General features: G+C 66.3%; 26 protein-coding genes and 1 tRNA gene. 10 read left to right on the forward strand and 17 right to left on the reverse strand.

All coding sequences use genetic code 11. The features are described 5' to 3' along the window. The first annotated feature begins 17 nt into the window (after positions 1-17). Positions 18-764 carry a triose-phosphate isomerase gene (gene tpiA / locus BPET_RS08255; protein WP_012248548.1) on the forward strand — a complete coding sequence of 249 codons (747 nt, stop codon included), beginning with the start codon at positions 18-20 and terminating at the stop codon, positions 762-764. 16 nt (positions 765-780) lie between these two features. Beyond that, positions 781-1,317: a preprotein translocase subunit SecG gene (gene secG / locus BPET_RS08260; RefSeq protein ID WP_012248549.1), complete on the forward strand. Its 537-nt coding sequence runs from the start codon at positions 781-783 to the stop codon at positions 1,315-1,317. Between the two features lie 55 nt (positions 1,318-1,372). On the opposite strand, the gene BPET_RS08265 is transcribed toward secG, so the two are convergent. Then, positions 1,373-2,053 (reverse strand): HAD family hydrolase, encoded by a 681-nt coding sequence (locus BPET_RS08265; protein WP_012248550.1) that lies wholly within the window; start codon positions 2,051-2,053, stop codon positions 1,373-1,375. Between the two features lie 175 nt (positions 2,054-2,228). On the opposite strand from BPET_RS08265, the gene BPET_RS08270 reads away from it, so the two are divergent. Beyond that, positions 2,229-2,313: transfer RNA gene (locus tag BPET_RS08270), tRNA-Leu, on the forward strand. Between the two features lie 204 nt (positions 2,314-2,517). Here the strand turns inward: BPET_RS08270 and BPET_RS08275 are convergent. Further along, a complete protein-coding gene (locus tag BPET_RS08275) occupies positions 2,518-3,039 on the reverse strand; it encodes a ferritin-like domain-containing protein (protein ID WP_012248551.1) in 522 nt (173 codons plus the stop codon). A gap of 150 nt (positions 3,040-3,189) precedes the next feature. Here BPET_RS08275 and BPET_RS08280 point away from each other — a divergent pair, with 150 nt between their 5' ends. Beyond that, positions 3,190-3,507, forward strand: coding sequence for a hypothetical protein (locus BPET_RS08280; protein ID WP_050978221.1), 318 nt, complete (start codon positions 3,190-3,192; stop codon positions 3,505-3,507). 169 nt (positions 3,508-3,676) lie between these two features. Next, a complete protein-coding gene (locus BPET_RS08285; protein ID WP_041862808.1) occupies positions 3,677-3,928 on the forward strand; it encodes a hypothetical protein in 252 nt (83 codons plus the stop codon). Positions 3,929-3,987: 59 nt separating this feature from the next. Here the strand turns inward: BPET_RS08285 and BPET_RS08290 are convergent, their stop codons facing one another. Further along, positions 3,988-5,166: a tellurite resistance/C4-dicarboxylate transporter family protein gene (locus tag BPET_RS08290; protein WP_012248552.1), complete on the reverse strand. Its 1,179-nt coding sequence runs from the start codon at positions 5,164-5,166 to the stop codon at positions 3,988-3,990. Positions 5,167-5,243: 77 nt separating this feature from the next. Next, the gene (locus BPET_RS08295) at positions 5,244-5,561 is read right to left on the reverse strand and encodes a putative signal transducing protein (RefSeq protein ID WP_012248553.1); all 318 of its coding nucleotides are present in this window, start codon (positions 5,559-5,561) and stop codon (positions 5,244-5,246) included. 123 nt (positions 5,562-5,684) lie between these two features. On the opposite strand from BPET_RS08295, the gene BPET_RS08300 reads away from it, so the two are divergent. Then, positions 5,685-6,335, forward strand: coding sequence for a DsbA family oxidoreductase (locus BPET_RS08300; protein WP_012248554.1), 651 nt, complete (start codon positions 5,685-5,687; stop codon positions 6,333-6,335). 462 nt (positions 6,336-6,797) lie between these two features. Here the strand turns inward: BPET_RS08300 and BPET_RS08310 are convergent, their stop codons facing one another. Together BPET_RS08310 and BPET_RS08315 are read right to left on the reverse strand one after the other, a co-directional pair. Then, positions 6,798-7,775 carry a tripartite tricarboxylate transporter substrate binding protein gene (locus BPET_RS08310; protein WP_012248555.1) on the reverse strand — a complete coding sequence of 326 codons (978 nt, stop codon included), beginning with the start codon at positions 7,773-7,775 and terminating at the stop codon, positions 6,798-6,800. Continuing rightward, positions 7,772-8,617 carry an amidohydrolase family protein gene (locus BPET_RS08315; protein WP_012248556.1) on the reverse strand — a complete coding sequence of 282 codons (846 nt, stop codon included), beginning with the start codon at positions 8,615-8,617 and terminating at the stop codon, positions 7,772-7,774. The genes BPET_RS08310 and BPET_RS08315 overlap by 4 nt, the downstream gene beginning before the upstream one ends. 136 nt (positions 8,618-8,753) lie before the next feature. Between BPET_RS08315 and BPET_RS08320 the strand changes: the two genes are divergently transcribed. Continuing rightward, entirely contained in the window at positions 8,754-9,638 is an 885-nt protein-coding gene (locus BPET_RS08320) for a LysR family transcriptional regulator (RefSeq protein ID WP_012248557.1), read from the forward strand. A gap of 51 nt (positions 9,639-9,689) precedes the next feature. Here the strand turns inward: BPET_RS08320 and BPET_RS08325 are convergent, their stop codons facing one another. From BPET_RS08325 to BPET_RS08340, 4 genes are read right to left on the reverse strand one after another with little or no spacing between them, the layout of a single operon-like run. Continuing rightward, positions 9,690-10,391 carry a 3-oxoacid CoA-transferase subunit B gene (locus BPET_RS08325; RefSeq protein ID WP_012248558.1) on the reverse strand — a complete coding sequence of 234 codons (702 nt, stop codon included), beginning with the start codon at positions 10,389-10,391 and terminating at the stop codon, positions 9,690-9,692. Then, the gene (locus BPET_RS08330) at positions 10,388-11,059 is read right to left on the reverse strand and encodes a 3-oxoacid CoA-transferase subunit A (protein ID WP_012248559.1); all 672 of its coding nucleotides are present in this window, start codon (positions 11,057-11,059) and stop codon (positions 10,388-10,390) included. The genes BPET_RS08325 and BPET_RS08330 overlap by 4 nt, the downstream gene beginning before the upstream one ends. 49 nt (positions 11,060-11,108) lie before the next feature. Further along, positions 11,109-12,281: a thiolase gene (locus BPET_RS08335; protein WP_012248560.1), complete on the reverse strand. Its 1,173-nt coding sequence runs from the start codon at positions 12,279-12,281 to the stop codon at positions 11,109-11,111. Next, positions 12,278-12,676: a Zn-ribbon domain-containing OB-fold protein gene (locus tag BPET_RS08340; RefSeq protein WP_012248561.1), complete on the reverse strand. Its 399-nt coding sequence runs from the start codon at positions 12,674-12,676 to the stop codon at positions 12,278-12,280. Before BPET_RS08340 ends, BPET_RS08335 begins: the two co-directional genes overlap by 4 nt. A gap of 254 nt (positions 12,677-12,930) precedes the next feature. Here BPET_RS08340 and BPET_RS08345 point away from each other — a divergent pair, with 254 nt between their 5' ends. Next, entirely contained in the window at positions 12,931-13,491 is a 561-nt protein-coding gene (locus BPET_RS08345) for a cytochrome b (protein ID WP_012248562.1), read from the forward strand. 38 nt (positions 13,492-13,529) lie between these two features. Here the strand turns inward: BPET_RS08345 and BPET_RS08350 are convergent, their stop codons facing one another. Continuing rightward, positions 13,530-14,054: an anti-virulence regulator CigR family protein gene (locus BPET_RS08350; RefSeq protein ID WP_012248563.1), complete on the reverse strand. Its 525-nt coding sequence runs from the start codon at positions 14,052-14,054 to the stop codon at positions 13,530-13,532. 226 nt (positions 14,055-14,280) lie between these two features. Here BPET_RS08350 and BPET_RS08355 point away from each other — a divergent pair, with 226 nt between their 5' ends. Beyond that, positions 14,281-15,174: a manganese catalase family protein gene (locus tag BPET_RS08355; RefSeq protein ID WP_012248564.1), complete on the forward strand. Its 894-nt coding sequence runs from the start codon at positions 14,281-14,283 to the stop codon at positions 15,172-15,174. A gap of 10 nt (positions 15,175-15,184) precedes the next feature. Here the strand turns inward: BPET_RS08355 and BPET_RS08360 are convergent, their stop codons facing one another. The 3 genes from BPET_RS08360 to BPET_RS08370 all read right to left on the reverse strand — a co-directional run bounded on the left by BPET_RS08360 (position 15,185) and on the right by BPET_RS08370 (position 18,211). Further along, positions 15,185-15,385, reverse strand: a complete 201-nt coding sequence (locus BPET_RS08360; RefSeq protein WP_041862810.1) for a hypothetical protein — start codon at positions 15,383-15,385, stop codon at positions 15,185-15,187. A gap of 74 nt (positions 15,386-15,459) precedes the next feature. Next, positions 15,460-16,698 (reverse strand): DUF763 domain-containing protein, encoded by a 1,239-nt coding sequence (locus BPET_RS08365; RefSeq protein WP_012248566.1) that lies wholly within the window; start codon positions 16,696-16,698, stop codon positions 15,460-15,462. A 112-nt stretch (positions 16,699-16,810) separates the two neighbouring features. Further along, positions 16,811-18,211, reverse strand: coding sequence for an APC family permease (locus BPET_RS08370; protein WP_012248567.1), 1,401 nt, complete (start codon positions 18,209-18,211; stop codon positions 16,811-16,813). A gap of 524 nt (positions 18,212-18,735) precedes the next feature. On the opposite strand from BPET_RS08370, the gene BPET_RS08375 reads away from it, so the two are divergent. Next, positions 18,736-19,308 carry a DUF4142 domain-containing protein gene (locus tag BPET_RS08375; RefSeq protein ID WP_041862811.1) on the forward strand — a complete coding sequence of 191 codons (573 nt, stop codon included), beginning with the start codon at positions 18,736-18,738 and terminating at the stop codon, positions 19,306-19,308. A 49-nt stretch (positions 19,309-19,357) separates the two neighbouring features. Here the strand turns inward: BPET_RS08375 and BPET_RS08380 are convergent, their stop codons facing one another. From BPET_RS08380 to BPET_RS08390, 3 genes are read right to left on the reverse strand one after another with little or no spacing between them, the layout of a single operon-like run. Then, positions 19,358-20,278, reverse strand: a complete 921-nt coding sequence (locus tag BPET_RS08380; RefSeq protein ID WP_012248569.1) for an NAD(P)-dependent oxidoreductase — start codon at positions 20,276-20,278, stop codon at positions 19,358-19,360. 27 nt (positions 20,279-20,305) lie between these two features. Next, positions 20,306-21,103, reverse strand: a complete 798-nt coding sequence (locus BPET_RS08385; protein WP_012248570.1) for an SDR family oxidoreductase — start codon at positions 21,101-21,103, stop codon at positions 20,306-20,308. Beyond that, a complete protein-coding gene (locus BPET_RS08390) occupies positions 21,100-21,915 on the reverse strand; it encodes an N-acyl homoserine lactonase family protein (RefSeq protein ID WP_012248571.1) in 816 nt (271 codons plus the stop codon). The genes BPET_RS08385 and BPET_RS08390 overlap by 4 nt, the downstream gene beginning before the upstream one ends. Positions 21,916-21,982 lie beyond the last annotated feature (67 nt).

Consider the following 21,982-nt stretch of genomic DNA (forward strand, 5'->3'; position numbering starts at 1 on the left):
ACCCCTATCATTGCGCCATGACCTCTGTTGAAAACCGCGCCCGGCTCGTGCTGGGCAACTGGAAGATGCACGGCAGCCTGGCCGAGAACGCCGCGCTGCTCGACGCGTTGCGCGCGGCCGACCCGGCTTCGCATTGCGAAATCGGTGTCTGCGTGCCGTTCCCGTACCTGGCCCAGGCCGCATCGGCGCTGGGCGGCAGCAGCGTGTCCTGGGGCGCGCAAGATGTCAGCGCGCACGCCAAGGGCGCGTATACCGGCGAAGTTTCTGGCGCCATGCTGAGCGAGTTCGGCTGCCGCTGGACCCTGGCGGGCCATTCCGAGCGCCGCAGCCTGCACGGCGAAACCGACCAAGCCGTGGCCGACAAGGCCCGCGCCGCGCTCGACGCCGGCCTGACGCCGGTAGTCTGCGTGGGCGAGTCCCTGGCCGAACGCGAAGGCGGTAACACGCTGGGGGTCATCGAGCGCCAGCTCGAACCCATCCTGGCCCTGGGCGCCGACGCATTGGCGCGCATGGTGCTGGCCTACGAACCCGTCTGGGCCATCGGCACCGGCCGCACGGCCACGCCCGAGCAGGCCCAGGAAGTCCACGGCGCCATCCGCGTGGCCCTGCGCGGCCTGGGTGCTGGCCAGGTGCGCGTGCTGTACGGCGGCAGCGTCAAGGCCGCCAATGCGGCCACCCTGTTTGCCATGCCCGACATCGACGGCGCCCTGGTGGGCGGCGCGTCGCTGGTGGCCGACGAATTCTTGCGCATCGCCGCAGCCTAAGTTTCCGGAGTCTTCAATGTCTATGACCCTCACTCTCCTGCTGGTCGTACAGGTGCTGTCCGCCCTGGCGATCATCGTCCTGGTCCTGCTGCAGCAGGGCAAGGGCGCCGACATGGGCTCGGCCTTCGGCAGCGGTTCCGCCGGCAGCCTGTTCGGCGCTACCGGGGCGGCCAACTTCCTGTCGCGCACCACCAAGTGGGCGGCCGTGGTGTTCTTCGCCAGCACGCTGGGCCTGGCCTACGTCAGCCATAAAGGTTCGTCGTCCGCCGGCTCGGTCGAGTCGGGCGTAATGCAAGACTTCCCGGCTGACCGTTCCGTGCCGCAAGTGCCGGGCGCCGCCAACAGCGGCTCGTCGGTGCCGCAAAGCGCGCCGGCCCAGCCCGATGCCTCGGTGCCCCAGGCGCCGGCCGCCCAGCCGCAGTCCGAGTCCAAGCCTGCCGACGTTCCGGCCGCTCCTGCCGCGCAGCCGTCGGCGGAAAAACCGGCCGAACAGCCCGCTGAAAAGCCGGCCGAGACGCCGGCCACGCCGGAAGCGCCGAAGCCCGCTCAGTAACGCGGCTCGCCAGCAGTCTTCAAAACCCGCAGGGCCTACGGCCTTGCGGGTTTTTTCATGCTGCCTGCGTCAGCAGCGTGGGGAGTTCGCGCATGTCGTGGAATACATGGGCGACCCCAGCCCGCAGCAGGGCCTGGGTGCTGTCATGGCCCGGGCCGCCCGGGCTGTAGCCAAAAACCGTTGCCCCAGCCGCCACGCCGGCTGTGGCTCCGGTGACCGTGTCTTCCACCACCGCGCAGCGTTGCGGCGCCACGCCCAGGGCGTCGGCCGCGGTCAGGTAGACGTCGGGGGCGGGTTTGTTGCGGGCCAGGGCCTGGCCGCTGAAGAAGCGCCCTGCGAAATAGTCGTACACGCCGACTTTGCGCAGTTGCAGCTCTATCTTGACCATATCGGCACCCGATGCCACCGCGATACGCCCGCCGAACAAACCGTGCAGGGCATGTACTGCCTGTGGCGCGCCATCGATGGCCTGCAGGTCTTGCTCCAGGGCTTGGTTGCGCCGGTCGCGGAATTCGTCCAGCCATTCTGAAGTCAAGGTAAAGCCGGTGCGCGAATGGATAAGCGCGGCCTCGTCCTTGACCGTCTTGCCAACAAAGATGCGCAGCGCGTCGTCCTGCGTGATGGACCAGCCCAGCTCGCCCAGCATGGTGGCCAGTACGCGCGCCGTGATCGGCTCGGAATCGACCAGCACGCCATCGCAGTCGAACAGGACGGCCTCGAAACGTAAAACGGTCATGGGGGTGTCTGAAAAAAGTGACAGACCGGGTAGTGTAAAGTCCCGGCCGCCCGAACTTGGCTACCAGCAGGGTAGTGGAGGCGGGCAATCGTGATAGAATATCGGACTTTGCTGGGGTGGCCTTGAGTGCTGGGCAGCCTTGGCAAGCAGGCGCGACAAGCGCTTGATATACCCAGCCGACGTGGTGGAATTGGTAGACACGCTATCTTGAGGGGGTAGTGGCGAAAGCTGTGCGAGTTCGAGTCTCGCCGTCGGCACCAAGTTGCAGTATCAGGCAGTACGCAGAAATATACGAAACCCGCGTTTCTTCTAGAGACGGGGGTTTTTTGTTGGCTGTGTGTCTCAGGCTCAGTGCCGTACTGGGCCTTGCGGTTGCAGGACCATTGTCCCGGGAAGCCGATGATGCCGTTTGCCTCGCCTTGTAGATGCTCCGGCAAACGGCATTGTTTGCTTGTTACACCCCCCTAGCGCTTGGCCTGCTCCCCAGGGTTGTTCGCCCGCTCCAGAAAGAGGCGCACCAGGGCATCGGAGTTGTGGTCCAGCCATTCGGCCATCGCGATTTCTTCCTTGAGGATGCCTGCGCACACCTCGGCGGTTTCGGTGTCGCCCACGTACCGGGCCGCGGCCACCAGTTGCCGATAGGCGGCGACTTCCAGGTTTTCGAAGGCGAAGCTGAACATCGCGCCTTTCAGGATTTCATCGGAGGCAAGCGCTCCCGAAAATCCCTGGAACGTTGCCGTGATCTTGCCCGCCAGGTCTTTCAGCGCCGACGTGTCTCCGCCCCGGCGCTCTATGCACTGGCGTACCAGCCGCTGCTGGCCCCGGGTTTCTTCAATATGGCGTTGAATGCGCTGGTGTACTTCGGGGTAGTTTTCGATGCGGCCGGCCATGCTGGTGAGCATGGTTTCGGCCTGTTCTTCCATGGCGTGCGCGTCTCTGAGCCAGTCCATCAGGTGTTCGTCTGCTGGGTTGTTTTCCTTGTCCATTGCATTCTCCGGTTTGTATGGGCGAGAGCGCTTCCCAGCACATGGCGTGCCCGGTGGTGGGCGTTGGGTCGGCGCTGCAAGGATTCGCGGCCGGGTATGAAACTTGCGCGGCGGGCTTGGCTATTCGACTTCCACTGTAAGGAGACACCTATGAAGCCAAGCTCGACCACAAGCGGCGCTGGCCCAGCCGGCCGTAACCGGCAGGACCAGCAGCAACGCAAAGACGAACGAGTTGAACAGGCAGGCATCGAGCCTTCGACGGAAAGCCAGGCGGATATTGCCAATCGGGTGCAACAAGGGATCAAGGACGCCAATACGCGGACTTCGAAGAATCCAGATTCGAAGGCGGAAAGTCCCGACCATTACGACGGGAATCCGGCGGCGCATGCCGATGCGGACGGCGGCGTCCTGAAACCCGCCGACGATACGCCGGCCGTGCTGCGCAAGCGCTCCGGCCCGCGCGAATGAATAGCCGGCTGTCCAGTCAGCCAGCTGCCCCACCTGCTAAAAAAGGCGCAAACCCCCGCGAAAAGGCGCGAACCCCCGTGGCCACGCCATCGGGCCGTGGCCGGGCGCGCGCTATTGGCCCGACCTTGTTATAACAATGACTTTGGCATCCACGTCGGGTTGAGGAAACATGTCCGTTCAAACTTTGGGGCGTTGCGGTATTGCACTGTTTTTTGCTGCCCTGGCCGCCGGCTGCTCGTCGGGCGGCGGCAGTTCGAGTTCGGGCACTGTGGGCAAGTTGTTCAATCAATGCACCTGGAGTCCCAGCTCGTGCCGATACGAAGGCAAGTACGAGCCGGGCGAGGAAGAGTATGCCGAAGAGGAAGCTAGGCGCCTGAACCAGGCGCAGTCGATCAAGCTGCGCAGCCGTTCCAGTAACTGATTGAGGCCGGGACGCGGCCCGTCATGCGGCCGCTCCCGTCCCATGTCGCCCCCGCGCAGCTATGCCAGCGCCTGGGCTGCTTCGATCAACGGTCGGGGCGGCACCCAATAGAGCATCATCAACGATGCCGCCACGTGCCGCGCCAGGCCGAACAGGCGGCGGGCCATTGCGGTGAAGGTCAGCAGCCAGCCCAGCAGGGCCACGTACAGGAAGACCGGCGGCAGCAAGCCCAGGAAGTCGAAGCCCATGGCGCGATTCATCTGCCAGGTGCAGGCCGCGTACATGCCCAGCGGAAAGATGGCGCCCCAGTACAACGGGTCGTAGCGGAACGGAAACCGCTGGAAAACGTAGCGCCACACGCCCAGGCACAGCAGCATCGGGATCCACCACGTGCCCGTTGCCCAGTACAGCACAGTGAAGCCCTTGAGGAACGGCAGCAGCGACACCAGGTAGGGCGCCTGCGGCGCGTTCAGGATCAGCAGCGAGCCGGCCAGGGTGGATATCGCCATGGCGCCCATGTTGATCCAATAGGGCGGCGACAGATCGCCGGGCGAGAACGGAAAGAACGTGTAGCGGTAGAAAATCAGCGACATCATCCAGATGTACAGCATGCCGCCCCACAGCCACATCGACAGCGCCACCAGGTTCATCTCCAGCCGGTAGGGTTGGCCGATGCGAGCCGCCAATAGCGCGCTGGATACGGCCAGCGCCTGGGTGGCCACCACGGCAAGCAGCCAGGCGCCGCTGATGCTGCGGTCGAGCGCGGGCTTGCGGGCCTTGACCGTGAACGCCGTGAAGATGGTGTAGGTCAGCCCCAGCCACAGCACGATTTCCAGGGCCCACAGGGCGAAGCCCGTGGAGAGGTCGTTGCGCAGCAGGATGAACTGGCTGGCCAGGATGCCGGTGGCCGCCACCAGCGTGAAATACCCGGGCCCTTTGGCGTGGTCGATCATGTCGCCGAAGAAGCGGCGCGGGAAATAACAGGCGCGTAGCAGGTAGGCCAGCCACAGGGCGGCATACTGAATGATGTTGAGCGCGAACAATATTCGCGCCAGGCGCGGGTGGCCCATCATGTCGGAGGCGAGCGACACGATGCCGGTGGCCATGACCAGGCCAAAATAGGCCGGCGATAAATCTTGCAGGGCCGCGCGCCAATGCGGGCGCGCGTCGTCGGCGGGTTGCTGGGCCTGTCCGCTGGCAGCGGCGGGCAGGGGTTGATCCGCGTCCGGCGACTCCATTTTGTGTGTTCTCCTGGTGCGCGCCGCCCGGGGCCGTTGCACGGGAAGGGCGGCAATGCCTGATGTCAGCGCACAGTTTAAGCCTGGACGGGCGGGCGCGATGCGCCGCATTGCCAGCAGGTGCTGAACTGCGGTTCCAGCCATTCGCCGCAGGCATCGCAATGCCAGTGCGGCCGCACGCTGCTATCAGCGCGCCCGTCGATGATGCGCAGCGCAGCCTCGCGGTCGCGCTCGTCTTCCAGCCACAGGTCGGGGCCGCACTGGTCTACGGGGATTTCTCCGGCGCCGCCCTGCAGGTAGCGGCCGGTGATGTGGCAGGCAATGCCAGCCTGTTCCAGCAGATTGGCCCAATGCTGGCCAAGCAGCATGTCGGGCGCGCGTACCAGTCGGAACATCGGGGCCTCCGTGCGATGGGCGAGGGTTCATCATAATGGCTGCCGCGCGGGCGTACACTGGCTGGATTGCCGCAGGGCCGCCGCCACGACTGTGCGGGCCGGCCGCAGCTACCGGAGCTATTCATGAACAAAGTCAAGATTGATTTCGTGTCCGATGTGGCGTGCCCCTGGTGCGCCGTGGGCCTGGGCGGCTTGCTGGCCGCCATCGAACGCATCGGGCCCGAGGCCGAATTCGAAATTCACATGCAGCCGTTCGAGTTGAATCCCGACATGCCCAAGGGCGGGCAGAACACCGGCGAACGGTTGATGAAAAAGTACGGCTTCGACAAGCCGCGCCTGCAAGAGAACCGCCGGGTGATCGCCGAGCGCGCCGCGGCCGTGGGCATGCTCATGCACCAGACCGACGACAGCCGTTCGTACAACACGTTCGATGCGCACAGGCTGCTGCATTGGGCTGGCACGCTGGGCCAGGCGCAGCAGGTCGCGCTTAAGCGCAGCCTGCTGAAAACCTATCATTTCGACAATCTGGATACCAGCGAGTCCGATGTGTTGGCGCAGGCCGCGCGCGATGCGGGTCTGGATGCCGAGGCCGCGCGGGAAGTCGTGGCGTCCGGCCGCTACGCCGACGAGGTGCGGGCCGACCAGGAAAAGTGGCGCAACCTGGGCATTTCATCGGTGCCGTCGGTCATCATCAACGACAAGTATCTGGTGTCGGGCGGGCAACCGCCCGAGGTGTTCGAGCAGGCACTGCGACAGGTGGCCTCGGGCGGCTGATGTTCTGCAACGTGCCACGCGCGCAAAAGAAAGCCGCCCGGGGGCGGCACCGAAAACCAATGGGCCGGTTGCTAGGTAGCCGCGCTGAGCGCAGAGAGCAGCGAGTCCGCGTGACCGTACGATTTCCGCTTTATTTCCCGCATGTAGTCGAGCAGTTCCTGCTCGGCTGATGCGGGCGGGACCTGTCCCGGTTGCCGCATCAGTTTTCCGGCGGCCTGCAGGGTGCGTTGCGCCCGCAATTCGCCCGGACTGCATGGAAACTCCTCCCGCCTGGGGTGTAGGAGGTCCATAAAAACTCCTTTGAAACGCCGGCCACATCCAACGTGGCCGTTGGCGGGCATGATACTGAGGAATGTTGAAAATCCTGAGTCAAGAAATGAAAATTGGCGGGATAAAGCAGGCGGGTGGCGATTAGTCAAAGAAAAACCGCCCCGTGGGGCGGCTTTGGTTGGGCGTTTGATTTCAATCCAGCGTCAGGTGAGCTTCTTTTGCTACCTGCTGCCATTTTGCAATTTCGGCCTTGCGGAAGGCGTCGAGTTCGGCCGGCGTCGAGCCGATGGTTTCGGCGCCGATGCCCGCCAGCGCCTTGGCCACGGCGGGTTCTTTCAACACTTCGGCCAGGGCGGCGGAAACCTGCTGCAGAATGGCGGGCGGCGTGCCGGCTGGCGCGAACACGGCGTTCCATTCGTACGATTCGTAGCCAGGCACGCCCGATTCGGCGATGGTGGGCAAGTCGGGCGCGGTAGGCGAGCGGGTGGCGCCGCCAACAGCCAATGCGCGCAGCTTGCCGTTTTTCACGTGCTGCCAGCCCGAGCCCATCGAGGCGAACATGACGGGCACTTGCCCGGCCATCACGTCCAGCATGGCTGGGCCGCCGCCCTTGTAGGCCACGTGTTCCAGGTGCGTGCCGGCCAGCAGGTTGAACAGCTCGCCCGCCAGGTGTTGCGCCGAGCCCGGGCCGGCCGAGGCGAAGTAAACCGGATGCGCGGTGTCCTTGCCTTGCCGAATGACGTCGGCCACGCTCTGAAACGGTGCGCTGGGCGTGACCACCAGCATATTGGGCACGCGCAGCAGCAGCGATACGGGCGCGAAGTCTTTCAGTGTGTCGAACTGCATCTTGCTGTGCAGGGCCGGGTTTTGCGCGTGGTTCGAGGCGTCCAGCATCAGGGTGTAGCCATCGGGCTGCGCCTTGGCGACCACGGCCCCGCCGATCATGCCGCCCGCGCCGCCGCGGTTCTCGATGACGACGGGCTGGCCCAGTTTCTCGGCCAGCCGGGGCCCCACCAGGCGCGCCACCATGTCTACGGTGCCGCCGGGCGGGTAGGTCACCACCATGGTGATGGGCCGTTCAGGATACGCGGCCCAGGCGGTGGAGCTCGCCAGCAGGGCGGCGCCGGCGACGGCCGCGGCGCGGCCTGCCAGGGATGAGAGGATGGTCATGGATTGTCTCCTTGTATGCCAAATAGGGCCGACGGCGTGCCGGCCAGGATGATGCGCCGGGTCGCGTCGTCTTCCACCCAGTCATGCAGCCACTGGTGGGCCTGGGGGTAGTCGGCGTGGTGCCGGTTCTCGGTGTGGGGCCAGTCGCTGCCCCAGAGCAGGCGAGCCGGGGTGCAGGCGTCCAGCAGTTGCAGGGTGGCCTGGCGCCCTTGGCGCGCACGTTCGGGGGCGGGCCAGATGCGGTATGGCGCCGACAGCTTGACCCACACCTGGCCGCTGGCGGCCTGGTCGAGCAGATAGCGAAAGCCCGGGTCGCGCACGCCCAGCGCGGGGTCGGGCCGGCCGAAGTGGTCTACCACCACGCGGCAGCCGGCCGCCAACAGTGGCGCCAGCGCTTCTTGCAGGCGCAGAGCGGGGGTATGCACTTCCACGTGCCAGCCGAGCCGGTTGACTTGGGCCAGCAAGGCCTGCCAGCCGGGTTGGCCCAGGTCGGGCGTGGGCAGGCCGAACAGGTTGAGGCGCATGCCGCGCACGCCGGCGCGGTGCATGGCGTCCAGCTCGGCCGGCGCCATGTCGGGCGCCAGTACCGCGACGCCGCGCAGGCGGCCTGGGGCCTGGTCCAGGGCATCGAGCAGGTAGCGATTGTTCGTGCCCAGGAAGCTGGGCTGCACCAGCACGCCGTGCGACAGGCCGTGGCGGTCCAGCAAGGCCAGGTACTCCGCCAGCGGGGCGTCGTAGTCCGGCGTGTAGCGGCGCGCCGACTGCATGGCCAGCCCGCGCGTGAACACGTGCGCGTGGGTGTCGATGGCCAATGCGGCGTGGGCGGGTGATTCAGGTTTCAAGCCGTTCGTCTCCGGGCCGGCCGGCGGGGCCTGGAGGCGGCCGCGCGACGGGCTGTAGGGGGAATGGGCCGAATTCTAGGATCGGAGATATATATTGATCTATGCTAGAAAAGTTAAATTGTTATATTGAATCGATATGGAAACCCGGCACCTTCGTCATTTCTTGGCTGTCATCGACCATGGCAGCGTCAGCGGCGCGGCCAACTGGCTGGGCATCGCCCAGCCGGCGCTGTCGCAATCGCTGGGGCGCATGGAGCGCGAGCTGGGCGTGCAACTGTTCGAGCGCAGCCGGCGCGGGGCCGCGCCGACTCCGGCGGCGTTGTCCATTCTTGAAGACGTGCGCGTCAGCGTGGCGCGCATCGACGCCGCGGCGCGCCGCGCGCAGGACATTGCGCGCGGCAGCGCCGGCCAGCTCACCATCGGGCTGGTCAGCTCGGCGCTGTTCGACATGCTGCCGCGCGCATTGCGCGCGCTGCGGCGCGAGGCGCCCGGGGTGCGTGTCGCGTTGCGCGAAATGAGCAATGCCGAACAGGCCGAAGCCCTGGCCAATGGCGCGATCGACATCGGTTTAATGCACACGCCGGTGGCCGTGGCCGGCCAGATGCGCGAACGGCTGTTGCTGCGCGATCGCCTGGTGGCCGCGGTGCCGGACGAGTTCGACGTGGCGGCCGACGGCTCGGTGTCGCTGGCGCAGATCGCCGAGGCGGGCCTGGTGCTGTACCCGCAGAACCAGTTGCCCGTGTTCTACGCCGGCATTCTGGATGCCCTGCGCAAGGCGGGGTTGGCGCCGGTGGTGGCGCAAGAGGCCAATCGGACTCTGACCGTGCTGGCCTGCGTGGCGGGCGGCTGCGGGGTGGGGCTGTTGCCCAGCTGGATACGGGCGCTGGACTTCCGTGGGGTGCGCTTTTGCGAAGTGCGCGACGGCGGCGGGCTGCCCAGCTTCGACCTCAGCGCCATCTGGCCGGCGCGCTCGGTGCCCACGCTGGCCGATGTATTCGCCAACCTGGAACTCGGGCGCTGATACCGCCGGCGCCGGTTTTCAACGCGCTTTCATTCAACGCGCCTTTACCCCTTACGATTGAATGCAGGCGCGCCCGCTGGCGTCCAGCACGATGGTCTCGACGCCGCCTTCCACCCACAGCCTGGCTCCGGTGCTGCGCTGCAGGGCGTCGAGGGTCATGCCGGCCACCATCGAGCGCAGCACGAAACGGCCGTTCTTGACATCGACGATCGCCCAGTTGGTGTACACCGTGTCCACCACGCCGGCCGCGGTCAGCGGGTAGGCGCAGGCCTCCAGAAGCTTGGGTTCGCCGGACTTGGTAGTGTGTTCCATCATGACCAGCACGTTGCGCGCGCCCACGGCCAGGTCCATGGCGCCGCCAATGGCGGGGATGGCGTCGGGGGCGTCGGTCATCCAGTTGGCCAGGTCGCCGTTGGCCGCCACCTGGAAGCCGCCCAGGATGGAGTAGTCCAGGTGCCCGCCGCGCATCATGGCGAACGAGATCGTGTGTTCGGTGATCGACGCGCCGGGGATCAGCGTGACGGCGACGCGGCTGGCGTTGATGAGGTCGGGATCGACGGCATCGCCGGTGGCCGCCGGCCCCATGCCCAGGATGCCGTTTTCGCTATGTAGCAGAATCTCGCGGTCGTCGGGCAGGTAGTCCGACACCAGGGTGGGCATGCCGATGCCCAGGTTGACCGCGGCGCCTTCGGGAATGTCTCGCGCCACCAATTGGGCGATTTGCTGGCGGTTCAGGGATAAGGGTTCGGTCATGTGGAGCTGCCTGCCAGGACGACGGATTGCACGAAGATGGCCTGCGTCATGACTTGTTCGGGCGGGATGTCGCCCGCCTGCACGATTTCGTCTACCTGCGCGATGGCGTGCCGCGCCGCCATGCACATGACGGGGTTGAAGTTGCGGGCCGCCAGCCGGTAAGTGAGGTTGCCCAGGCGGTCGCCCTGATGGGCCCGCACCAGCGCGAAATCGGCCGACAGGGGCTGTTCCAGCACATAGCCCTTGCCGTCGATCACGCAGGTCTGCTTGCCGTTGGCGACCCAGGTGCCATAGCCCGTAGGGGTATAGAACGGCCCCAGGCCCGCGCCGGCGGCGCGCATGCGTTCAGCCAGCGTGCCCTGCGGCACGCACTCCAGCTCGACCTGGCCAGCGCGGAACGCATTGGCGAAGATGTCCGAACGCGGCGGGCGCGGATGCGAGCAGATGACTTTGCGCACCCGGCCGGCGGCGATCAGGGCGGCGATGCCCCGCTCGCCGGCTCCGGCATTGTTGCTGATCACGGTGAGCCCCGTGGTGCCCATTGCCAGCAGCGTGTCGATAAGCTCGAACGGGATGCCGGCGTCGCCGAAGCCGCCGATCATGATGCTGGCGCCATCGTGAATGGGTTGCAGGGCTTCCTGGTGCGATGACTTGATCTTGTTGATCATCGCGGCCCCTTTGTTGTTGCAGGCCTCATGTTGTCTCCTCCGGCTGAGCCTACAGGGTAGCCTCGGTGCCCAGAATGGCGGTGGACTGGCTCGACAGCGTGCCGCCGTTGCCATGCACCAGCGCCGTGCGGGCGCCGGCCACCTGCCGTTCACCGCACTGGCCGCGCAGCTGCCGCACGGCTTCGATGGTGATGAACATGCCGTACATGCCGGGATGCACGCACGACAGCCCGCCGCCGTTGGTGTTGACCGCCAGCCGGCCTCCGGGCGCCAGCGCGCCGCCGCTGACGAACGGGCCGCCTTCGCCCTTCTGGCAAAAACCCAGGTCTTCCAGGAACAGGATGGGGTTGATGGTGAAGGCGTCGTACAGTTCCACGACGTCGATATCTTTGGGCCCCATGCCCGCCATCTCGAAGGCGATTGCGCCCGATTGCTTGGCCGCCGTAACGGTCAGGTCGTCCATCGACGAGATCTGCCGGTTCCAGCAGGCGGTGGAGCTGCCCAGCACATATACAGGCGGGTGGGGCAGGTCGCGCGCGCGGTCGGCGCGCACCAGCACGTAAGCGCCCGCGCCATCGGTGACCAGGCAGCTGTCGCGCACGGTGAGCGGATCGGACACCATGCGCGAGGCCAGCACGTCCTCGATGGTGAGCGGATCCCGCATGAAGGCTTCCGGGTTCAGCTGCGCCCATTTGCGGGCCGCCACGGCCACTTCGGCCAACTGCTCGCGCGTGGTGCCGTATTGGTGCATGTGGCGCGCGGCCGCCAGCGCGTACGAACTGAGCGGGCTGAGCGGGTTGTAGGGGTTCTCGTAAGGCTGCGGATCGAGTTTGCGCCGCGCGTTGCCGATTTCGGCGCGGTTCAGCGTAGATGTGCGCTGGGTGCTGCCGTAGCACACGAGCACGGCGTTGCATTGTCCGCTGGCCAGCGCCTGCAGGGCGGGCATCAGGTGGGCCACGAAACTGGACCCGCCGATCATGGTGTTGTCGATGAACGTGGGGCGGATGCCCAGGTGCTCGATGACCGGCATGGCCCACATGGTGGATGCCACGCTGGCCGTGGCCAGGCCGTCGATGTCGCGCATGGTGAGGCCGGCGTCGGCCACCGCGCGCTGGGCGGCCTGCACCAGGATTTCCATTTCGGTGTAGCCGTGGGCTTCGCCCAGCCCGGCATGGCCCACGCCGACGATCGCGGCGGCGCCGCGCAGTTTGGGGTCGATCATGCGCGGCCTCCGATTTGCTTGAACACCACCAGCTTGCTGTCGCCGGCGTCGACCACGCTGGCCTGCACGGCCATGCCGATCGTCACCGCCTCGGGCGCGATGCCTTCCACGCGCGACATCATGCGCACACCTTCTTCAAGATCGATCAGCGCCACGTTGTAGTCGCCGCCATGTTCCGGCTTGCGCCGCACGACGGTGGTGGAATACACCGTGCCCTTGCCAGACGGCGTGATCCAGTCGAGCTGGCCCGAGCCGCAATGGGGGCAGATCACCCGGGGGTAGAACACTGCCTGCGAACACGCCTGGCAACACTGGATCTGGAACCGGCCCTGGGCCAGTTGGTCATGGTAGTGCTTTTCCGGGCCGGCAGGCGGCGCGGCCGTGTGCTGGGTCATGGGTGGCGCTTCCTTCAGTAATAAGTTTGCCGATTTTGCGACGATCGCCCGCTGGCCGCCAATCTTGTTTGGCTTAGGGGGGGTTTTGCTGTGATTAACAGGGGAACGGAGGGCGGTGGCCGTGAGTCGGCCGATTCCCATTTCAAGTGATTCCATCCGGCGTTCGGCGAGCCCGTCGCCTTGCGCCGCGTCAAGCTCCGACCGGCCGCAAGCCGACACCATCCATACCGGTTACTCAACTTCGGAGAATTGGCATGAGCAGTACTTCCTCCCGTTCCTGGCTCGATAACCCCCACGCCTATGGCACGGTCACCCGTTTCCTGCACTGGAGCATGGCGGCCCTGTTCGGGTGGCAGTTCATCAGTTCGGCCCTGCACGCCTGGAACCGGGATGCGGACATTTCGCGCTGGTTCTGGTCATCGCACGTCTCGTTGGGGGTCGTGCTGCTGGCGCTGGTCGCGCTGCGCGTGCTCTGGGCGCTGGCGGGTTCGCGGCGGCGCCCGCCGGCCGGCGCTCACGCATGGGGGCGCTTGTCCCGCTTGGGACATGCAGGTTTGTATCTCTTGATGATCTGTGTGCCCGTGGTCGCCATGATGCGCGCGCAGGGGCGGGGCAAGGGGCTGTCGGTATTCGACGTGCAGCTGATCGAGGCGTCGGGGCGCGAAATTCCGTCGCTCATTGCCCTGGGCAATGCATTGCACGGCTGGCTGGGCTGGCTGTTGCTGGCGCTGGTGGTGGGGCACATCGCCATGGTGGGCGTGCACCAGTACATTTGGCGCGATCAGGCCGCGGCGCCCATGCTCGGGCGCCGCTGAGTTCCCGTCCCGGTTCCAATCCGGGGCCGGAAGGCCGGTCAGTCGAACACGTCGAACAGCACGTCGGCCACGATGGCCGTGCCGATGGCCACCAGGATCAAGTCGCTGCCCGCCACGCGCCATTCGTAGCCGGGATGCACCGGCAGCCGGGCCAGCATCGGGCCCGGCACCATCTTCTTGGCAATGCCCGGGGGCAGGGGCTTGCCGCGCGCCAGGTTCTTGCGTATGCCCGGAGGCAGCGCGGAATACCCGGTCAGGCCGTAATCGGCGGCATAGCCGCGGGCCGCGGCGATGCTGATGCCGGCGGTGGCCAGCGACACGCTGACATTGATGTCGTCCCCGCCCCGCGAACCTTTGGTGCCACCATTGCCGTTGCCCGGGTTGCCGCCAGAGTTGCCGCTCTTGCCGTTGCCGCTACCGTTGCCGCTACCGTTGCCGTTGCCGTTGCCATGGCCGGCCTGGGCGGGTTTCCCCTTGCCGTCGGGCGGGGCCGCCAGGCTGGGCGCGGCCAGCGCAATGCTGCAGGCGGCGGCCAGGGTGGCGAGGCCAATAAAAGTACGCATGATCAAGAACCCCCATTCAATGCGATGCAAGCGGAGTGTAGTGCGGCCTGGCGGAAACGGGCGGCAAAACGGCAGCCAGTTTTTGCCGGCTTTGCAAGATGTTGCAACCTGGTGGCGGCGTGGGCGGCGGCATGGCCCCGGCCTGGAGCAGGCAGGCGGGTACAGCGCTTGCGTGGCCGACGTGCCCGCATCCGCGGACCACGAACTCATCGCCGGGAGATTTTTCATGTTTGCACACAACAAGCGCTTGCAATACACCGTACGTGTCCGGGAATGCAATCCCGGGTTGGCCAATTTGCTGCTGGAGCAGTTCGGCGGTCCCCAGGGCGAGCTGGCCGCGGCTTGTCGCTACTTTACCCAGGCCATTGCCGAAGACGACCCTGGCCGCAAAGACATGCTGTACGACATTGCCACCGAAGAACTCAGCCATCTTGAAGTCATTGGCACGCTGGTGGCGATGCTGAACAAGGGAGCCAAGGGCGAACTGGCCGAGGCGACCGAGTCTGAAGCCGACCTGTACCGCAGCCTGCATGGCGCGGGCAACGATTCGCACGTGACGCAAGTGTTGTATGGCGGAGGCCCCGCCTTGACCAATTCGGGCGGGCAGCTGTGGAACGCCGGTTACATCGACACGATCGGTGATCCGTCGGCCGACCTGCGTTCGAATATCGCCGCCGAGGCGCGCGCCAAGATTGTCTATGAACGCCTGATCAACGTCACGGAAGACCCGGGCGTAAAAGAGGCCCTGGGCTTTCTGATGACCCGCGAAGTCTCGCACCAGCGATCGTTCGAAAAGGCGCTGTATTCCATGCAGCCGAATTTTCCGCCGGGCAAACTGCCGGGAGATCCGCGCTTTGCCCGTACGTACTTCGATATGTCGCAAGGCGAAGGCGATATGCGGGGCTCGTGGAACAGCGATAAGAATTTCGACGTCGTGTCGGACCGGGACCAGCAGTGCGCGGTGGATGGCGGCGACGGCATGCCGGCCGTGGGCCTGTCGAAAAAGCAGTTGGCGGCGGTCCAGGCGATGGCTACCCGCACGCTTTCCATGCCCGATGCCGACCCCATCACGGGCGCCGAGCTGGGCAGCGGCGAGGCCGATCCCGAAGCGTCACGCTGAGTTTCGCGGTTCAGAACAACCTGAGCCATTGCCAGGCGTCCTGGGCGCGGCACCAGCCGCGTACCAGCGGCGCCGGCATCCAGTCGGGCACGGTGTTGCAGACCTCGTCGATGACCAGGCCGTCCGCGCGCATGTCGGCGACCTGTGCGGGCGTCGCGTGAAACACGACGTCCCAGCGGGCATGGACCTTGACGGAGTACTTTTTTTGCATGGCGCCATCCGGGATGCTGAGATCATTCGATCGACAGCCATCGCCGAGCAAGCCCCGTGCCGCGCCCTGGTTGCTCAGCCTTCCCATCCGTAGACGCTGCGCCCGCCGTAAGCGGCCGACGCCTGGCGCTCTTGCTGCACGAAGTCGGGCAGGGAAGGGCCGCGCGCCGCGCGTTCCAGGCGCCGCGCCTGCTGGTCGAGCCGGCGCAGCGCCTGCAGCCGTTCGTCGTTGCCCAGCGCGGCTTTGGCCACGGCGCGTTTCAGGACGTCGATCGTCTGGTCATACACCGCGCAAGGCACCGGAAAAGGATGCCGGTCTTTGCCGCCGTGGGCCAGGGAATAGCGGGCCGGGTCGGTGAACCGGCACGGTGCGCCGTGCACAACCTCGGCAACCAGCGCCAGCGCGCGCACGGTGCGAGCGCCCACGCCCGGCACCATCAGCAGATCGGCGAAGTCGGACGGACCGCGTTCGGCGGCCGCGGCCAGTGCGCCATGCAGGCGCTGCATATTTACGTCTTTGGGCCGCACATCGTGGTGAGCGGGCATCACCAGATGAGGCAGCGCCAACTGGGCAGGCTCGGCGGCCGGCGTGGGCGCCGGGGAGTCATGGCCGGCCAGCGCGGCTGCTTCATGCACAATAAAATCCGGCCCCTGGTCTTGCAGCAAGGCCAATTGCCCCTGGCGCGAGGCGGCCGCGCGCCGGTCGGTCAGGTTGATGATGCGGCCCTGGTTGGCGCCGTCGATGGCGGTATGCGGGGCCTCGACAAAGCTCTGCAGGTCTTGCGAAAGCCAGTGGTAGCGGCGCGCCAGGCCGCTGTCGTCGTTCATGCCTTGTTGCACCACGGTCCAGTGGCCGTCGTCGGTAACGATGAAGCTGTGCAGGTACAGGTTGAAGCCGTCCTGCACGGCGGCGCTGTCCACCTTGGCCACCAGCCGGCTGGCCTGTGCCAGGGCGTCGCCGTCTATGCCGGTGCGCTCGCCCACGGTGGCCAGTTCGCCCGGCGTCTTGCGGGAATGCTGGCCGCGCCCGCCGCAGACGTGAATGCCCAGTTCGCCCGACAAGGGCTGCAGGCCGCGCTTGAGCGCGCCGATGACGCTGGTGGTAATGCCGGACGAATGCCAGTCCATGCCCATGACGGCGCCGAAAGACTGGAACCAGAATGGGTGCGCCAGCCGGCGCAGGAATTCGTCGCGGCCATAGTGGTGCACGATGGCCTGTGTGATGATGGCGCCCAGGCGCGACATGCGCTGGCTCAGCCATGCCGGCACCCGGCCGCCGTGCAGCGGCAAGTCGGCGCTGCCTGCGCGTCGCATGGCGTGCTCCGTGAATCGATACCAGGTTCTATATTACCGAACCGGGCGCGGCCCCATGCACCAGGGCGCCCCACGGGGCGCCCTGGCAATGACGATGTTGCAGCGGCGTAGCCTATTCGTCGACCAGGTGCTCCGGATCGAGGTGATGGCGATCTTCCTTGCGATGCACCAGCAGCGTAATGCCCCACATCACCACACCCAGCGCCAGCAGCCAGCCGGCCACCTGGTACTGGATCGGGTCGCGCCCGGTGAAGGGCGTTACCAGGAAAAGGCAGGCGGCCGCCCCGAGGCACGACAGCACGGTATTGGCGCGGAAGTGCTCATGCTTGACCGGGTCGCGGCGCAGCACCAGCACGGCCACATTGACGAAGGCAAACACGCCCAGCAGCAGCAAGGCCGTGGTGCCGCCCAGCGCGCTGATGGCTTTCGAATTGCTGGCCGACACCAGCAGGATCAGCCCCAGGGCCAGCGCGGTGGTGAACAGGATGGCCGACCAGGGGGTGCGGGTGCGCGTGTGCACGCGCGCCAGGAATTTGGGCAGCACGCCCTGGCGCGACATACCGTACAGCAGACGGCTTGCCATCATCATGTTGATCAGCGCCGAGTTCGCCACGGCGAACATCGAGATGATCGGCATGATGGTGTCCATCGGCAGGTTCGGCGCGGCGCGTTGCACCACGAGCACCAGCGGCGTCGAGCTGGCGGCCAGTTCGCCCACGGGGATCAGCGCGACGGCGCAGATCGACACCAGCACGTAGATGACGGCGGTGATGCCCAGCCCCGTTAGCATGACCTTGGGAAAGATCCGGTGCGGCTCGTGGGTTTCTTCGGCCATGTTGACCGAGTCTTCGAAGCCGACCATGGCGAAGAACGCCAGGGCGGTGGCCGAAGTCACGGCCAGGAACACGCTTTTGTTCTCTGGCGTCTCGAATGCCACCACGCGCGAGAAATCGGCCTGGCCGCCGGCAATCGCGTAAAAGCCCAGGATGATCACCAGCAGCAGGCCGCTCAGCTCGACCAGCGTGAGCACGACGTTGGCTTTCACGCTTTCTGACGCGCCGCGGAAGTTGACGATCATGACCAGCAGCATGAACCCCAACGCGCCCATCGTGACCAGCGTCGGGTCGGTATCCATGCCTATGGCCGCGAACAGATTGGCCGAGAAGGCGCGCGACGCCGTGGCCGCCGAGGTCAGCCCCGAACACATCACTGTGAAGCAGACGATGAAGGTCAGGAAGTGCACCCTGAATGCCTTGTGCACATAAAGGGCCGCGCCCGCGGCGCGCGGATACTTCGTGACCAGTTCCAGGTAGGAAAAGGCCGTTAGCAGGGCCACGACGAAGGCGACCAGAAAGGGCGCCCAGGCCGCGCCGCCCACCTCGGCGGCCACCTGGCCAGTGAGCGCGTAGATCCCGGTGCCCAGGATGTCGCCGATGATGAACAACAGCAGCAGCTTCGGCCCCATCACCCGTTTCAATGGGGTGTGATCCAGGTTTTCGTCCTGGTTGGACATGCTCTTCTCCTCCGGTTTTTGTACCAGGACGGAAGTATGGTGCAGGACGGGGCCGTTCGTCGTCGGGACTATGTCACCGTAATTAACCAGAGGTTTCGGAAACGGGGCCGCTTAGCCGGCGGCACTGCGATAGTCCGACGCGCTGAAAGAAATAGTAGTGCTGGCGTCGCCTGCGGGGACGGGCTGCGCGGGCGGCACGGACGGCACACCCAACAGAAACAATTCGGCATGCACCAAGGCATTAACAAAACTCGTCATGATGACTCCCGGATATATCTATATAGGTTGAAGGAATACTGCGCGTCGATTCATAAGCATCGATGAAGCCGATGGTGCGCCCGGCGCCCCGGCGCAGTCCATTTGTTTTGTTCAATGGCGACGATTGGCTCTCTTTCCCCTGGCGGCGCAAGGGGCTTGCGCGCCGGCATGGCGGGCATGTTGCTTGCTGGGTGGTGAAGGCTTTCCCCGCAGGGTGGGAAAGCCTCGACACTTACACGCGCCCGGCGCGTTGCAATGGAGGTCTTATGAAACCACTTAATCTGACGCTCGGCCTGGTGGCCGCGGGTGCAATGCTGGCGGCCGGCAGCGGCATGGCCCAGCCTCAACCCACTACGCCCGCGCCGGCAACCCAGGATGCCGCCGCGGAACAGCAGCTGGACAGCAGCGACAAGGACTTCCTGGAAAATGCCGCGCAGTCGGGCCATGCTGAAGTCGAAGGCAGCAAGATGGCCCAGGAAAAAGCCAAGAATCCGGACGTGAAAGCCTTTGCCGACAAGATGGTGCAGGATCACACCAAGGTCGGGCAGGAACTGGCCGCGCTGGCCAGCAAGAAGGGCTACACGCCGCCCGAAGGACCTTCGCTGATGCAGAAGGCCAAGATCAAGACGCTGGGCCTGACCGACGACGGCTTTGACGAGATGTACATCAACAATATCGGCGTGTCGGCTCACGAAGACGCCGTGAAACTGTTCGAAGACGCCTCGGCCAATGCCAAGGACGCGGACGTGAAGGCGTTTGCCGCCAAGACGCTGCCGGCCTTGCAAGAGCACCTGGCCATGGCCAAGAAGCTGCAGGAGCAGGTGAAGGCTCGCAAGTAGCAGCGCAGGCGCCGGCGGCGCACGGCGCGGCCGGGACGGGGGCCGGTCCTCAGGCGGGGCCGGCCGCCTTGCCTCGCACTTGTACGCCGGTGTCGGCCTCTATATAGCGGATGATTTCGGTCATGTCGGCCTGTTCGCCGAACTTGTCGCGCGCCGCGTTCAGCAGTTGGCGCACGGCATCGCCGACGCGCAGCGGTACGCCCAGCCGCTCGCTTTCTTCCAGGCACAGGCGCACGTCTTTGGCCGACAGGCCGAGGGCAAAGCCGAAATCGAACTTGCGGCTGAGCACGTACTTGGGAATTTTGTCTTCGGATGCGTTGCTGCGGCCTGAGCCGGCATTGATGACCTGCACGATGGTGTCCGGGTCCAGGCCCGCCTTGACGCCCATCACCAGGGTTTCGGACGTGATGGCCAGGGCCGTCACCGATACCAGGTTGTTGATGACCTTCATGGCCTGGGCCATGCCCGGCCGATCGCCGACATACATGGGGCGGCCCAGCAGTTCCAGCACGGGTTGCACGGCCTGGTAGTGTTCGGCCGCACCCGCCACCATCAGCGACAAGGTGCCGCGCTCGGCGCCGGCCACACCGCCGCTGACGGGGCAGTCGATCACGGCGATGCCGCGGGCCCGCAGCCCCTCGGCAAGCTGCTCGGCGGCGTGTGGACCCGAAGTGGACAGGTCGATCACGGTCTTGACGGCGGCGCCGTGCACCAGGCCGTCGGCGCCCAGCCCGACTTCGGTGACGATTTGCGGCGTCGGCAGGGACATCAGCACCAGGCGGGCGGCATTGGCCACTTCGCGTGGGCTGGCGGCCACGCGGGCGCCTTGGGCTGCCAGCGCGGCGGTGGCCTGCGGGTTGGTGTCGTAGATGGCAAGGTCGTATCCGGCTTGCAGCAGGCGGCTGACCATCGGAGCGCCCATGCGGCCGATGCCGACGAATCCCAGGGTGTCTTTGTGTTGAGTGCTCATGGTTGGCTACACAAGAAAGGAAAAGGGTCAGGCGGCCGTCCAGCCGCCGTCGATGGGTAGCAGCGCGCCGGTGATGTCGCGGCCGGCGTCGCTGCACAGAAAACCGATCAGCGCCGCCACGTTCGCCATGTCGACGAAGCGGCCGGTGGGCTGGCGGTGGGCCAGGTAGTCGTGTTGCGCCTGCTGTTCGCTGATGCCCTGGTCGCGCGCGATGCCCGCGATGCGCGAGGCGATGGTGGGGGTGGGCACGGTGCCGGGCGCCACGGCATTGCAGGTGATGCCGTCTTGCGCGGTTTCGACAGCCAGCGCGCGGGTCAGGCCGATGAGCGCCGTCTTGGTGGTGATGTAGCCCACCCGGTTGGCGGTAGCGCCCGAGCCGTATACCGACGACATGTTGATGATGCGGCCCCAGCCGCGCGACCGCATGCCCGGAATGGACAGGCGCGCCAGATGGAAGGCCGCCGATACGTTGACGGCCAGGGCTTCGTCCCATTGGTTGCGGGGCAAGGTGTCGGCCGGCCCGAAGTGGCGCACGACCGCGTTGTTGACCACGATGTCGATACCGCCGAACGCATGCCGGGCCTCGTGGGCCATGGCTTCGATCTGGTCGACCTCGTTCAGGTCGGCTGCCTGCAGCAGGACATCGGTCCCGTGGCGGCGTGCCAGGGCGTCGCGGGCTTGCCGGGCCGGTTCGTCGGCAAGCAGGTTGTGCAGCACGATGCGTGCGCCGGCGGCGGCCAGGCGGTCGGCAATGGCCAGGCCCAGGCTGGCCGTCGAGCCGGTAACCAGAGCGCAGCGGCCCTGCAATTCAGCGGCGCCGTTCATGCCGATTTTGTGGGCGGCACGTCCAGGCGCGCGACCTTGCCCTGCAGCGCGGCGCTGGCCGCCGGATAGCGCTGCATGACCTGCGGATCGTGTCCGGGCACGATGTGCGCTTCGCTGTCGGCCAGCTGGCGCACGGCCTGGTGGCCTTCCAGCATGTCGCCCACGTTGTACACGGCCGGGAACGGCACGCCATGGCCGATGTTGCCATACAGGTGCGTGGCGTCGGACGCCAGCACGACCCAGCCGCGCTGCGTCCACACGCGCACGACCTGCAGGCCCGCGGTGTGGCCGCCCACCAGGTGCACCGACAGGCCGGGCGCCAGTTCGGCCTGCCCGGCATGGAAGCGTACGCGTCCGGCGTAGACCTTGCGCACGAAGGTCACGACGTCTTCGACGTAATACGGGTGGCGCAGCGCGCCGTGGCACATGCAGCGGCCGGTGGCGTAGGCGGGCTCGGCGTCCTGGATGTGGAAGGTGGCGGCGGGAAAGTCGTTCAGGGTGCCGGCGTGGTCGTAGTGCAGGTGGGTGATGATGACGTCGCGCACCTGGGCGGCGTCGATACCCAGCAGGGCCAGCCCTTCGGCCGGACGCTGCAGCAGCTCGCGGCCGCGCTGGCGGGCCGAGTCGGCATCGAAGCCGGTATCGACCACGAAGATTTCATCGCCGCGGCGCGCCACCCACACGTAATAGTCGAGGTCGGAATCGGCATCGTGGAAGTCGACGCTGCCCAGGTAGTTGTCGGCCGGACGGCGGCCGCCATGACGGGCGTAGCGAATGGCGTAGACCTCGAAGGGGGCAATGGAGGCGGGCAAGGCGAGTCTCCTGCGCGGCGTCGCGCCGCATAGTGTGGAACCTCTATTGGTAGGATTGTATTATAGT

Origin of the sequence: Bordetella petrii, assembly GCF_000067205.1 — a bacterium.
Lineage (GTDB): Bacteria > Pseudomonadota > Gammaproteobacteria > Burkholderiales > Burkholderiaceae_B > Bordetella_A > Bordetella_A petrii.